Annotated in this window: 9 protein-coding genes; 3 read left to right on the forward strand and 6 right to left on the reverse strand. The window is 36.7% G+C overall.

Going from position 1 to position 14118, the window contains the following annotated elements; translation table 11 throughout:
* Window positions 1-837 precede the first annotated feature (837 nt).
* On the forward strand, window positions 838-6045 hold the full coding sequence (locus AsAng_RS09295; protein ID WP_264792499.1) for a T9SS type A sorting domain-containing protein: 5208 nt from the start codon (window positions 838-840) through the stop codon (window positions 6043-6045).
* 519 nt (window positions 6046-6564) lie between these two features.
* On the opposite strand, the gene uraH is transcribed toward AsAng_RS09295, so the two are convergent.
* The 3 genes from uraH to alc form a co-directional block, all read right to left on the reverse strand.
* Window positions 6565-6903, reverse strand: a complete 339-nt coding sequence (uraH, locus tag AsAng_RS09300; protein WP_264792500.1) for a hydroxyisourate hydrolase — start codon at window positions 6901-6903, stop codon at window positions 6565-6567.
* Window positions 6900-7403: a 2-oxo-4-hydroxy-4-carboxy-5-ureidoimidazoline decarboxylase gene (gene uraD, locus AsAng_RS09305; protein WP_264792501.1), complete on the reverse strand. Its 504-nt coding sequence runs from the start codon at window positions 7401-7403 to the stop codon at window positions 6900-6902. The genes uraH and uraD overlap by 4 nt, the downstream gene beginning before the upstream one ends.
* Before the next feature lie 90 nt (window positions 7404-7493).
* A complete protein-coding gene (gene alc / locus AsAng_RS09310; RefSeq protein ID WP_264792502.1) occupies window positions 7494-8501 on the reverse strand; it encodes an allantoicase in 1008 nt (335 codons plus the stop codon).
* A gap of 605 nt (window positions 8502-9106) precedes the next feature.
* On the opposite strand from alc, the gene AsAng_RS09315 reads away from it, so the two are divergent.
* Together AsAng_RS09315 and AsAng_RS09320 are read left to right on the forward strand one after the other, a co-directional pair.
* Window positions 9107-9946: a peptidoglycan-binding domain-containing protein gene (locus tag AsAng_RS09315; protein ID WP_264792503.1), complete on the forward strand. Its 840-nt coding sequence runs from the start codon at window positions 9107-9109 to the stop codon at window positions 9944-9946.
* A 95-nt stretch (window positions 9947-10041) separates the two neighbouring features.
* Complete coding sequence (locus AsAng_RS09320) at window positions 10042-11577, forward strand: DUF5691 domain-containing protein (RefSeq protein WP_264792504.1); 1536 nt, start codon at window positions 10042-10044, stop codon at window positions 11575-11577.
* Window positions 11578-11581: 4 nt separating this feature from the next.
* Here AsAng_RS09320 and obgE read toward each other — a convergent pair whose 3' ends face one another.
* The 3 genes from obgE to AsAng_RS09335 all read right to left on the reverse strand — a co-directional run bounded on the left by obgE (window position 11582) and on the right by AsAng_RS09335 (window position 14107).
* Complete coding sequence (gene obgE / locus AsAng_RS09325) at window positions 11582-12589, reverse strand: GTPase ObgE (RefSeq protein ID WP_264792505.1); 1008 nt, start codon at window positions 12587-12589, stop codon at window positions 11582-11584.
* Between the two features lie 230 nt (window positions 12590-12819).
* Window positions 12820-13269 carry a carboxymuconolactone decarboxylase family protein gene (locus AsAng_RS09330; protein ID WP_264792506.1) on the reverse strand — a complete coding sequence of 150 codons (450 nt, stop codon included), beginning with the start codon at window positions 13267-13269 and terminating at the stop codon, window positions 12820-12822.
* A gap of 256 nt (window positions 13270-13525) precedes the next feature.
* On the reverse strand, window positions 13526-14107 hold the full coding sequence (locus AsAng_RS09335) for a Crp/Fnr family transcriptional regulator (RefSeq protein ID WP_264792507.1): 582 nt from the start codon (window positions 14105-14107) through the stop codon (window positions 13526-13528).
* Window positions 14108-14118 lie beyond the last annotated feature (11 nt).

Genomic DNA, 14118 nt, shown 5'->3' on the forward strand with positions numbered 1-14118 from the left:
AATAAACTACTCTAGTATATGAAAAATTTAAGATACTCACCCTTCGCTAAAAAGAGAAAAGATAGCTCTTTTAGAGGGACAAAAAAAATACATTGTAGACTTTTTATCTTACATAGTGCAATTTATTGGGTTGTATAAAAACATTACTCCGCTGAAAAACGCACCACATTATTGCATGAGCTAGCAAAGCTAAGCCAAAACTATAAAAGCAACGGAGTAAGTAATGAACCTAAATTATTTATTATAAAAAAATACAAGGGTTAAATTTATTCTGTATACAGGACAAAACAATTGGAATTAAATAAAGTAGGGATTAATGGAACTATTTTTTAGATCTTAGATCATTACATGTTTAGATATTAGACCCTATTAGGCTGTTATAGGGTCTAATATCTAAAAGCAAAGCGGTCTAGCATCTAAAATCGAAACATAGTTTTAGCTTAAATAGTACTTTATAAGTATCCTTTACCTGTTTTGTCCTGTACTCAGAAATTTATTTTTAAAATAGCCTTTCACAATGGAAAATCGAGGCATTTAAATTCTGTCACATTTTCCAGTATTTACAACTAAAAATTGTCTTTATTCGAATCCAATCACACAAATTAATATTCTAAAAAAAGAACAAAAATCAATAGAATAAATCGAACAAGAAATGCAACCGCAAGATAAAGTTTTGATTTCAAAAAATCATTTGGCTAAATAGCATTTAATATATATATTTGCAATTATTTTTTTATTCCCCAAGTTTAATTATTACTAAATGAGTAATTTCTGTCCTATTTTCTTCTTTTAAACCATAACTCCCACTTCCCTTACTTTTCAAAAAGAAAAAACAAAATGACCTTTATTTTTAGATGTATTGTTTGCCTTTTTTTTACTTCCCTTTTGGCATTCCCTTCTACAGCTCAATTATCTTGGAACACAACAAGCACAGGAAACATCAATCTTAACGTTTGCCATAATGAAGATACAGTCCATGTCACATTTTCTAATATTAGTGGCAACCCGATGACTAGTGATAGTTTGATCCTTCAACTTCCTCCTGGCGTTCTTTATATTTCGGGCAGTTTAATCGAAACCAGTAACTATAGCTTAACCCCAACAACAACTAGCACGGCTAATAGAATTGCTTTAGTCCTCAAAAACTTACCAGCCATTGGAGGAAATGTAGATTTTTCCTTTAGAATTAGTGCCAATTGTGCAGCAATCGCTCATTTTGAAGGAGGAGGCAGCTTTAGTAATACCTATACTTATTATCACGATGGTATAACAGAGCCCTCTCATATTACCCCTGACTTTAATATCAGCTATCCTGCATTGAGTTTTAGTAATGTTAGCAATGCAAATGTTAATGCCAATTTGGGTGCTACTTATACGCAAGAATTAACCATCACGAATGGAGGAAATGGTCCTGTAAGTAGTTTCTTTGTAGCCCTTAATCCTCCTACTGGCTTACAGTTTTCTAATTCTACCAACGGCATCATGAATGCTACAAACGATACGATATTTTTTGCCAACAACCATTTGGGCAGTGATAGTTTATTCACCTCCAACGAAACAATTGTCGTTCGCTATCAAATCACAATTAGTAACTGTACCGATATAGCAACTGATTTGCATCTAAGTTGGGGCTGCGACAATGCAGCCTGCGAAACCATTGCTTATCCTATTTCTGCCTCTGTACCTCCAATTGCTCCAATTCTTAGCACAGTAGCGACCCCATCGGGCGTTCAATGTTTTAATGAGCCTCATTTACAACAAGTTCAAATTATTAATACAGGTACAGGGATTTCTATTGGTAATGTATTTGAAATTTTTGCAGGAAATGCTTACGGAAATACCGCAACTATTCCCAATCGTGTTTTTCCGATTGATACTAGTAGTATTCAATTGCAGCTAGGAACAACAAGCCCTCCCTTTTCTATCTCTCCTTTTTTTACACAAAATGGTAATGGTTCTTTTGCCAATCTATGTGGTGCCAACAATCAAATTGGCAGAGCTAGAATTAATTTGCCAGACTTAGCTGTTGGAGATACCATTATAGTATCTTGGACACAAATGGCTTGTTGTTCACAAACTTGTAATCAAGGATTAACATTTAACTCTTGGGAATACAAAGTGGATTATGAAAATGAATGTTTGACCAATTACACCACAGGTTATAGGCGAGGAAGCGTTCGTGGATATGACCATATCAGTGCCTATAGTTCTGTACCTTCAGGACCTACAGACATCAACCACGGAGATACCTCTACGTTCATACTAGAATACACCAATAGCAATGGTCTAACAGTACCCGCTACAGACGGCTGGTTAGAGGTTGAAATTATCTTACCTGCTGGCGTAGCTTTTTCGGGCAACCTTACTCTATTCAACCGTCTATTCACTTGTTCGAGAACTCCTGATAGTTTAATAGTTGTTAGTGATACAGTTAAAGCCTTTTTTGATTTTTCAAGCTTAGTAAGTTGTATTGGTAGCAATGGCTCTGCCAACAAAGCAGAAATGCATGTTGGGCTGGTTGCGGATTGCAATCAAACAGGAGCAAGCAGTGGGCCACTTGCCATTCCCATTAGCACCTATCTTGTTTTGTATCCCAATTGCCCTACTGTTTGCCGAAAACCCATGTATTGCCAAACATGGCACACCGATTTACACTGTCCAGAACCCTGCCCCAATGGAGGCTTGCAATTCACTACATTTACGGCTCAACGCCATAATTTAGGAGCTGCTGATAATGACAACAATGGAGTAGCGGACCCTTCTGGCAGCCTAGACCTTAGTAAAATACGTGCTAAAACACTGATTGCTGGCGATACATTAGCATTGAGGTATGAAGCTAGAATTGATACAGGATCGGGAAATCCTCAATTTGAGTTTGCTTACCTTAATACCCGCATGTTGGGTATGGCTCCCAATGCTAGAACCCTAAATGGCATCCATGCCAATATTCAGATTTTTGATGCTAGTGCCAATTTAACCTATGCTTGCAATAATAGTGCGATTATCACCAATAGCACCAATAACTTTAGCATAAACATTAACGCCTGTACTCCTAGTGGATTTGTCTTTGAAACAGGCGATTCTATTGCGATAGAAAGTTTTTATCGGTTTGTCACCCCGTTTAGTGGTGCTGTTTTAACCCACAATATTGAAAACGATTTTTATGTTAGTCGTATTGCCAATCCAACCGACACCGCAGATCAGCACGCTTGTAGTACATTAGGCGCACAATTCAAAACCATTGGTTATTATCACACTACTTGCTGTGGTAGCTCTCGCACAATGAACTCTTGTGGCAGTACCCAAGTTTCTAAAAATTATTACCTATCAATAGGTCCATGTTGTAGCAATTACGCCAATGGGAATTACTTTAGAAATGAAATTCGACATTTTTCTTATATTGATACCTTCGAATTTTTGCTCCCTCCTGGCTATGTTATGGACACCACACAGGTTGCTGATTTTCGGTATTCTTATACTGGAGGAAGCGTTGGTTATACTCCAATTACTCCTATAGATCCCAATAGCAATCCCGTTCGCTTTGTCCTAGGTGACTTTTTTACACCTAGAGGAGGAACCCATCCCATTTCGGATGAAGGCTATTATGGTACCGTTCGTATGTTTATTCGCCCTTCTTGTAATGCTCCTGCTAGTAGTAGAATTTATTATTATGGCTATTATCAAGACATTAATCCTAGTGGTACCTTTTTTGATTCCTACCAAGGAACAAGTGATTTGATCAATTACACGAGCCCCGATTTAGAATTAGCAGCCATCACTCCTATTGTTGTTTCTACCACAGATACCGTGGTTTGGCAATTTCGAATTGATAACAATTCAAATATAGCGGATGCATTTAATACCTTTTTTAGCCTAAGTAGTGCCTCAGGGGGTATTGCTATTGAAGAGGTTCGGAATCTCAATACTTCCACCTTATTAACGCCCAATGCTAATGGTCTATATGAACTAGGTGTAATGGGAGCATCCACGAACAATGTTTATGAAATTGTGGCCACCCAAAACTCCTGTATTCCAGATAGCTTATTAATATTAGCAGGTTGGGACTGCGGAGATTACCCCACTAATACGGCCACCTATCCTTGTCAATTTGATAGCTCTTATCTCAAAATTACCAACCCTGAATCTGCGCTTCAAGTTGCCGTAACAAGAGATACCACTTCAGGAGTCGATTCTATCGATATTTGCACCCCCTTAAGTTATGAAATAGAACTCACCAGTGCACAATCCAGTTCGGTTAAAGAAATTTTTGCTCGACTACAAAATTTGCCTGCTGGTCTTAGTTTTATAACGGGTTCTGTCCAATATGAATACCCTAGTGGTAGTGGTTATCAAGCTGGCGTAGATCCGACTTTAATCGGTGCTAATTTAGAATTTGACCTCACCAAATACGCAGCAGCCTTAGACGATGAAGGGCTATTGGGTACGGTTGATGCTGATAGTATTGGCGATCGGAAAATAAAATTGCGTTTTCAACTGGAAACAGATTGTAATTTTATCTCTGGCGATGCGTTTAATGTCCAAATTAGTGCTGCTCGTCCTTGTGGTGATCCTTTACCCAATACGACTTACACGGTTGCTCCTATTCTGATAAAAGGAGCAGAAATAGCACCCTATGTAACTCAAATTAATATGAGTTCGGATATTATTACCGCTTGTGGCAATCAGCATTCTTATGCTTATAATGTTTCGATCAAAAATCTTGGCGCAGGAACAACAACTGCCAATGACAGCATTTTAATCCGATTGCCATCGGGAATTTTATTTTCGGCTTACGATCCTAGTGCCCCAAGTTTCCACAATGCTCCTTCTACTCAACCAAGCATAACAAATACGGGAAGCGGAACAAACCTTAGTTGGTCAATGACTGGGGGCGTTGTGCCTGGTGACAGTGTTGTCTTTTCGGTAAGTATAGACGCTGAGGATCTTCCCAATATTTGTCGGACACATGATTTAGAGGTATTGAGTTTAATCAACACTTCTATTTTCTGCTTATCGTCTGGAAGCAATTGTATAACGAGTACTCCCAGCGGAAGAAACAATTCAAATGTTACCGTAAACCGCCCTGTATTAGTAGTTAATGTAGCCCCTAGTGGAAATCGTAATTTCCAACTAAGTTCTGGGCAAAATATCATTTCTATACAAGGTACCATTGACAATACAGGAAATGATGTGCTTGCAGGTGATGTCCTAACAGTCGAATTTTTCTGTGATCAAGATGGTTCTGGAAATTACACAACTGGTGATACCTATATCGATGCCTACACAACCAATGCAGGTTTGTTGTCTGGCAACAGCCATCCTTTTACGTGGACAGATACCTTTAGTTCAGCACTTTGCGATGTTAATAATGGCGAAAATATTGTTGCAGCGATTCGGGCTCAACCCAATTCGAATCCTAGACAATGTGCCTGTGAATACAGCCAACGTCTTGTTCAAGATATTTTGCTTCCTGTTGATTTAGCTTCTTTTTATGCCAATGTACAGCCTGAATCCTGTCAAGTACAGCTAATTTGGGAAACTACAGCCGAAGGGAATCTCGATTATTATGAATTACAACGCAGTTTAGATGGTGTTCATTTTGAAACGTTAAAAAAGATTGCCGCTATCGGTTCTTCCAGAATTCACCAAACTTATAAATGGACAGACAAATCTATCCATCAAGCTGGTTATTATTACCGACTAAAGATTGTTGAATTGGGCGGAGGAAGCCGCTATTCTGATTACATACATGTATTGACACCTTGTGCTGCTTTTCAGGGGCAAAGTGGCATTGTAGCCATCTACCCCAACCCTAGTCAATACAAACTCAACATCAAATTTTATAACCATCAGACCAAGGCTATAAATAGCGAACTAAAAGTACTAGATCAATTGGGTAGAGTGGTTTATCAACAAGCTCAAACAATTGTTCCTGGAATGCAACTCCTTCCCTTGGATGTAACCCAATTGCCTGAGGGCAGCTATATGCTTGAGATTAAAAACGAGGAGTGGTCAAAGCATAAGAAGTTTGTTAAAATAAAATAAAGCACAATAACAAAAAAGTTTACCTTACTCAAAGTGATAAGGTAAACTTTTTTTGTATTGTGATCTAATATACACTTTAGTAATCCCTTAAAACATACAAAGCATTGTTTACTAGACCTTAGCAATAAATTTAACTGATTCTTTTTAATAAAGTAAACATTAGAAGTTTTAATCTAGACCCCATTTTAGAGGCAAAATAACAAAAAGTGGGGTAAGCAATACCTCTTGTTCTTTTTGCATCGCCCAAAAAGAACCAAAAACGCTAGGACTGGATGACTTCTTGGACAAAGTATCTTCTTGCAAGCTTAGGCTTTCAGAAACTCGCTCCGCTCAGACACCTGAAAACCTTATTTTTCTCTAGGAAAAATAACAGCTTTCTGCGGCGTACTTTGTTCCCAATCAGTCATATGCCCACCAAAAAAAACATTCAAAAGAAACTTATTTCAAAACTTTTTATTCCAAAAATGACATCTAAAACACTTGGAACAATACATTTATTTAACTCCTGAAAGCCCCTAACTAAGAGCCTCTATAGGTAGAATATCCGAATGGATTCAACAACAACGGTACGTGATAATGGCTATCGTCAAACACTTCAAAAACGATCCCCACTTCTGGATAAAAAGTCTTAATTTCTAAACGTTTATAGTAAGCACCTGTTTCAAAGAACATTCTATAAACACCAGGTGCTAATAATTTTCCATCTGCTAATAAATTGGCAACCCGTCCATCATTATTGGTAACTCCAGTAGCAATAGTCAACCATTCATTTCCATTAGACTCCTGCAAACTAATTTGAACACCTGCCGCAGGTTTCCCCAAACTGGTATCCAAAATATGTGTGGTTATTTGGCTCATGCTAATAATTTTTGAATTCTTAGTTTTGTAATTTTATGTTGTTCAGCTGCTGCAATCTTTAATTCACTGGCTCTATCATTAGGCAATCGTTTTAACAAAAGATCAAGCATCTGTTTTGCGGTTTTGCCTGTTGCAAAAACAATAAAGATAAACCCAAAACGAGCTTCATAATCGGCATTGCCTTGGGCTAGCGCTTCAATAACGTCCATAGCAGCACCATCGACCAATTCTTGTTCATTCCCTGCCCATTGTTTGGTTGCTTCAAATTTTTTGGCCAAGCTGTTGACATCACCAATTTTAGGATGTCCTAAAAATGCTTCCAAATAATCCGACTCTGAACAATCGGACCAAATTTTATCCGCAGCATTTTCTAAGGCTTTTTGATCTGAGAAAGGAAATTCTGCCGCTAGATTTTTGAACCACTTAGAGGCTGCACAACACTGCTCTAATTTGTCTTCTAGCTCTGGTAAACTTAATTGATTTAGTGCTTCTAATTTCATACTATAAATGAATGCTTAAGTTCTTTGACCACTTGAAAGAAGCAAATTACAAGATTCCTCTCCTTCAAGTGATCAAAGAAAAATTATATATTATACAAAATTGCCAAATAATCGCATCCGACTAATGCCTCCATCTGGATAAATATTAAGTCGAACATGTGTAAAAATTTCTTCGGTTGGAATATCATTGTAATAATGTTCTTGATCCGCTTCTAACTTTTGCTTAGACAAAATTTCTTTCCATTCCAGTGTTTCTACATTGTCATCAGTAATCCTTGTGCCAGCTGGTAAATTTACCCCTTCTAAAGAAAAAGTATCGGGATAATTGCCCTTAAAATGACAGGTATCAATCAAAGCCTGATTGATTCGCCCTGCTCTAGCTAGTTTGACGACCACCCAATCTCGGTTATTAAGCATGCGGTTACGCTTTGTTTCCCATCCATCGCCCATATTAATTCCTCGATTGGGCATAATTAAGTTTTGCATATGGCTAAAAAACATATCATTACACAGGACTGCTTTGCCCCCCATATTAGCAGCAGCTAAATCAATTGTACTTTCTTTATTATACATAGACCAATCTACCTGTACATGACCATATACCTTAAAACGAGCTACTCCTCCATCAGGATAAATCCGTAACTTTAGATGTGTATAGCCATAGTCTGAGTACATGTCTATAAAATGTTGGCTTCCTGGATTTAGTGCAACTTTTTTTACCAAATTATCCCAATCTTCATGTTTAAGAACCGTTTCTACATCCGTATCCAAAGGCAAACAACAAGCCTCTACAGAAGCATAAGGGGGGTGATTCCCAAGAAAATGATTGGTATCAATATCCAAACCTCTCAATCTTCCCACTGCTCCTAGCTTTATAATACAAAAGTCATGACCTTCTGTACGTTTCCTTCTAGATTCCCATCCATCCATCCACTTTCCTCTATCGGTGTACTTATCCGCTATAAAGATCCCACGCCCTGGCTTTAATAAATTCTCTACGGGTGCAAAAAAATCATCTGTACAATATATAACTTTTGCACCAAATTGCTCAGCGGCAAGATTTTGTAAATCTATAAAATCGGGTTGTTTCATTATCATTTTTAATTAACAATTACAAATAACTTAATAGTCTATTTTGAACTAAGTTGCTAAGATAATAATACCTTCGTATAATATGGCATTAAAAAAGAATATCGTCTCATAAATACAGAAAATTAAAGGCATTTTTTGCACTGATTTAAGCACTATTTCTCACTCTTTATCTGCCTTTTATCCAGTTTATTTGCCCAAGAAATCAACAGCATACTGTCTACCTCTTGAAAATAAGTTCAATATGAAAACGAATTTATTTTATAAAAATCTATACAAACTTAATAATCAACATATAGCAGAAATGGCACTAAATTCGTTTTTGGAGAGATCAAAATTAATAAAGGGCTTTATTTTATTAAATATTTTTATTTTTTAAGAATAAACTTTTATGCTCATAATCAATAAAATAGAGCCCGTTTTTTCTCCTTTTCTCTTTTTGCAATCAAAACAAACAAAAAATAATCTTATTTTTCAGTTTAATTATTTTGATTTTTATAGTTTATATAAGTTCAAAAAAAAACATAGAAACATTCTTTTTTTAAGGGTTTTTAGCTTTTTTTTCATTATTTTAGTTGTAACAACTTTTTTTGCACGAACAAACACACTCAACTATGAATTTTAAATTTATTACCATCCTAAATTTTCTTTTCCTCTTTGGAGGTGTCCTACAAGCGCAGGACAACCTAGAATCTCTTTTAGGCATGGTTGAGACAGGCAAGACTTACGCTTTATACAAAGCAAAGCCTAGTGACAAAAAAGTAATCAAGGAAAAACAAACGCATTACCTCAAATTGGTTCCTCCAAAGTATAAGACAATCTTCGACACCATCGAACTTGCCCCTGCTTTAAATGGAAATTTGGATACCAGCAACTACTTTATCCAAACAGAAGTTTTGGTGCTAAAAGAACCTGGCGCAGAATGGAAAACGGCACGAGTTTCTCCTCTCTGTAGAGAAAACGATGGCGTTCCTCATTTGGCACTTTGTCTCATCAAAACCATTCCCGATTATCAAATTATTCACCGCAAATTTTTTCCATTCAAAAATATTTTTGACGTCAGCACTACGGATTATATTATTCCTGCCGAAACAGTTGTTGTTGAACGAAAAGTTCTTGTTCAACAAGCAGGCATTTACTATGTCACTGCTGAGCAAAAAAACAACATTGGACCAGAGGAAAAATTAGTAACAATTCCTGCTGGAAAATGGAAATACTGGGAAGAAATCACTTGCCCCTATGGAGAATTTAACGATCCTTCTATTACGGACATTCAAGAAGCACTAAAGAAGCAACAATACGAGGTTAGAGTTACTGGTAAATTTGATGAGCAAACTAAGCGATTCTTAATGCTATTCCAACAAGATAATATGCTGGAAGAAGGAGGAATTACTCCCGAAACATTACAACGTCTAGGCGTTAAAAGAGAAAAATTAATTACGATTGAATTTTAAAGATTTATTCATAAAAATAATTCAAGAAAAGTCATTCTAACTATTAGGATGGCTTTTCTTGTAAAGATAGACCACCCAACTTAACTTCCTATACAATGAGCACATGGCAAGAATTGGTACGACAAGCTTTGATTGGCAATGTTTCTAACAAAAAAATTATTCCTATTCTCCTTCGTCAATTGGAGCAGTATGGCTTAACATTGCCTCAAAATCAAGCACCTGAAAAAACGTTGCTAAAAGCAGCTGCAATACAAAACAAGTTGTACACCTCAGCTCAAATTCTTACTGTTCATTCCTCTAAGGTTCCAAATGCGATTGCTCCCGAAGAAGAATTGGACTATTGTAATCCTCAACGCAAATTTCAATTTCAGTATATACTCAAGCATAAATACGATGACATTCTTTTAGAACTATTAGAATTATTGGCGAATAGACAGTTGATTGTCATGCCTGAATTATTGCCTGAGTTATTGGATTATGGCATTCAAAGAAATGATTTACAGCCTTTTATTTGTGCATGTATTGGTCAGCGAGGGCATTGGTTGGCACAACAAGCCCAACAATGGAACTATGCGCTTAAGCAAGCTCCAACAGAAGCGATCTTTTTTTATGGCAATCAAGAAGAACGAGTTCAATATCTAATTCAGATTCACCAATCCAATCCAGAACAAGCCATTGAATTGCTTCAACAAGTTTGGGATCAAGAAGGTTTTATGACTAAAGCAAATTTCATCCGTGCCTTAGGTCAGCACTTAGCGCCATCGGATGCCCCTTTTTTGGAGTTTGCGTTACAGGATAAAAGGCAAGAAGTTAGAAGCCAAGCTGCCAAGCTATTGGCATTACTCCCTAATTCTAAGTTGGTCCAAAGGATGCAAGATTTAGCCCAACAATTGATTAGCTATCATCCTAAAAAAAATATTCTCGAAGTTGAATTGCCTGCTTCTTGTACCAATCGCATGAAAATAGATGGCATTCTACCTCGCCAAGTTTTCATCAAAGATCATGGTCCCAAAGCCAACCAACTGGCTCAAATCATTGCTAAAATTCCGCCCCAATGGTGGGAAAATTTATTTTATAAAAATCCACAGCAATTGCTACTGCTTTCTGCCAAAACAGAATGGAAAAATGTTTTGGTTTGGGGTTGGGCTAAAGCTGCCAAAAATTTTGGGGCAACAGAGTGGATTATAGCCTGTCATAGATTCTATTTGGATACCTTCTTTAAGCACAACTGGTCCAATCTTTCTATTGATTTTTTATATCAAGATTTACCCAATGACTTATTTAATGCGTTGGCAAATGAATATTTAAAAACAGACAATCGCCCTACGTTATCGGATGACCATCCTATTGTTTCCTTCTTATTAGCGGAGGGGCAAAAATGGAATGAATCCATTAGCAAAAAAGTAATTCAGCGAATAAAAAATACGATCAAACAGGATACTTACGTTTTTCATTGGAGCCTAAAAACCGTATTAAAACGAGCAGCCTTTTCTATTTCTCCCAATTTATACGATACCATCAAAGAGGGTTGGCCTACTCAATGTCATGCTTGGCATTCTTGGCAAAAAGAAGTAGATCACATGCTCTCTATTTTAAAGTTTCGCCAAGAAATCAGCCAATTAGAAGACTAAATCTCTAAGACAATCCATCGTCATTAATGGACGCCCAAAGCATATCTTTTAGCTCTGTTATCCCCTGTTGAGCAACGGAGGAAATAAAGATCGTAGGCACATCCTTGGGCAATTCTTCTTTCAAAAGCTCTTTTAGTTCTTCATCCAAAATATCAGCTTTTGTAATGGCTAAAATATGGGGTTTGTCCAACAATTCCTCATTGTATTGCTTCAATTCATTCAACAGAATGTGATATTCTTTTGCAATGTTATCGCTATCTGCTGGAACCATATACAACAGGGTTGCATTCCGTTCAATATGCCTCAAAAAACGGTGCCCTAATCCCTTTCCTTTGTGCGCATCCTCAATAATACCAGGAATATCTGCCATTACAAAAGAACGATTGTTTCGATAACTGATCATTCCTAAATTTGGCACTAAGGTCGTAAAAGGGTAATCTGCTATTTTGGGTTTTGCAGCAGAAAGCACAGACAATAGAGTTGATTTTCCAGCATTCGGGAAACCAACTAAACCTACATCTGCTAAGACTTTTAGTTCGAATATTTTCCATTCTCTTCGCCCCATTCCAGCAGGTGAAGTGTAAGTAGGAATTTGATTGGTCGGTGATTTGTAATGCCAATTCCCTTTTCCTCCGTGTCCTCCAGCAGTAACAATCACAGTTTGTCCATCCTCTGTTATTTCATGCTCTACCTCTCCTGTTTCCGCATTTTTTATAATCGTTCCCAAAGGCACTTCTAAGATAATATCTTTACCCTCTGCCCCCGAAGATCGGCTAGAACCACCAGGATTTCCCTTGGTAGCAATCACATGCTTTTTATATTTGAGATGTAGTAACGTCCACATCTGGCTGCTACCTCTTGCAATGATATGACCACCACGACCACCATCTCCACCATCAGGTCCACCTGTACTAGTAAACTTATCTCTAAAAAAATGTGCAGAACCAGCCCCTCCTTCTCCAGAACGGCAGCAAATCTTTACATAATCTATAAAATTCGAGTTATCAGCCATAATTTACACCTATTAAAAATATACAGTTAGAGATCTCTGACATGGTAAAAATCACCTCCTTGATCAACAAAGGGTACAAAGATACAGCTTTAGTTTTAGACTCTGACACTTTCAAGGTTTTAAATTCTATTTTTTTCGCAAAAAAAATCGGTTAGACCAATCCAAGATTGACCTAACCGACTCCAATTCTCACCTCATTTATAGGCAACTTCTAGCATTTTTTTTACTCATCACTTGACTTGGTAATGCCCAGGTTCAAAACGAAAAACTTTCATTAGCGTATTCCAAGTATTAATTTGCCCTATAGCCAGCGTTAAATAACTTATCTCAGCCTTATTAAAATAAAGCAATAAGGACTCATAGGTAGCTTCTGACAGTTCCTTGGTTGAAAGATTTGACAACTCCTCTACAAATTGTAAAACCACCCGTTCACGCTCAGAGAAAAAAGGCGTTTCTTTCCAAACACAAAGCGAAGAAAGTCTTAACTCAGTCTCTCCTGTATGTTTTAATTCCTTGTAATGCATATCAACACAATAGGCACATTTATTAATTTGTGACAACCTTAGTTTTATCAATTCCAACAGCTGATAATCTATTTTAGAATGGGTAATATAGTCTTCAATTGTTCTCAAATTTTCGAACATGCCCTTTGGTATGTCTTGATAAGAAATTCGTTCCATAACATTTCGTATTTTAAATTCATTAATTGAAGTTGTTTAAGAATAGCCTTACATCGCTAATGAAAGCTAATTTCTAGCTACTCTGCGTTAAAAATTTGCTCCATAGCGCTGCTATGAAGAAAATTTTTGCCTTGTTTATCTAAAAATTACTACTCATTATCAACAAAATTCCATTTTTAAACAACTTCATTGTATTTATAATACTCAAAGCTATTGCAAATGAAATGGAAAAAAATTAAGATTTCTTAAGAAATCACTATCGCTTTATTTTTCTCAACTCACTTAGATATTCTGGCGTAATTTCTAAATAGGAAGCCACCATATATTGAGGGACACGTTGTGCAAAATGAGCAAGTCTACTGATAAAAAATTCATATCGCTCCTTGCTATTCCTTTTCATAAAAAAGTTGGCTCGTCGTTGTATTGCAATTAATTTGTTTTCTGTAATGAGTCTAAAAAAACGCTCTAACTTAGGAATGGTTCTATACAGTGTTTCTAAATTCGTTTTGCTCAAACAAAGCACACTAGTTTTTTCAACAGCTTGGATATTTACCATTGAGGGGCATTCCATTTTTAAGCTTTCTATTTCTGTTAACCACCAATTCTCTATGGCAAATTCTGTAATTTTTTCTGTTCCCTTCTCATCGATGTAAAAGGAACGAACGAGCCCTTTGGTTAAGAAAAAATATTGCCTACAAATCTGCCCTTCTCTCAATAAAAAATCCTTTTTATTATACGTTTTAACCGTCAATGCCTTATAAATAATTGCTATCTCCTGATCGCTAAACTTAACATAACGAAGTAGGTATTTTTTTAATTGCTCTTTTAGTTCCTCCATCCTTCAACATC

It is taken from the genome of Aureispira anguillae (assembly GCF_026000115.1).
Taxonomy (GTDB): domain Bacteria; phylum Bacteroidota; class Bacteroidia; order Chitinophagales; family Saprospiraceae; genus Aureispira; species Aureispira anguillae.

Excerpts from the sequence above, each read along its gene's own strand:
- AsAng_RS09315 (WP_264792503.1), top strand. The coding sequence starts at position 9,107 with ATGAATTTTAAATTTATTACCATCCTAAATTTTCTTTTCCTCTTTGGA.
- alc (WP_264792502.1), bottom strand. The coding sequence starts at position 8,501 with ATGATAATGAAACAACCCGATTTTATAGATTTACAAAATCTTGCCGCT.
- uraH (WP_264792500.1), bottom strand. The coding sequence starts at position 6,903 with ATGAGCCAAATAACCACACATATTTTGGATACCAGTTTGGGGAAACCT.
- AsAng_RS09330 (WP_264792506.1), bottom strand. The coding sequence starts at position 13,269 with ATGGAACGAATTTCTTATCAAGACATACCAAAGGGCATGTTCGAAAAT.
- uraD (WP_264792501.1), bottom strand. The coding sequence starts at position 7,403 with ATGAAATTAGAAGCACTAAATCAATTAAGTTTACCAGAGCTAGAAGAC.
- obgE (WP_264792505.1), bottom strand. The coding sequence starts at position 12,589 with ATGGCTGATAACTCGAATTTTATAGATTATGTAAAGATTTGCTGCCGT.
- AsAng_RS09335 (WP_264792507.1), bottom strand. The coding sequence starts at position 14,107 with ATGGAGGAACTAAAAGAGCAATTAAAAAAATACCTACTTCGTTATGTT.
- AsAng_RS09320 (WP_264792504.1), top strand. The coding sequence starts at position 10,042 with ATGAGCACATGGCAAGAATTGGTACGACAAGCTTTGATTGGCAATGTT.
- AsAng_RS09295 (WP_264792499.1), top strand. The coding sequence starts at position 838 with ATGACCTTTATTTTTAGATGTATTGTTTGCCTTTTTTTTACTTCCCTT.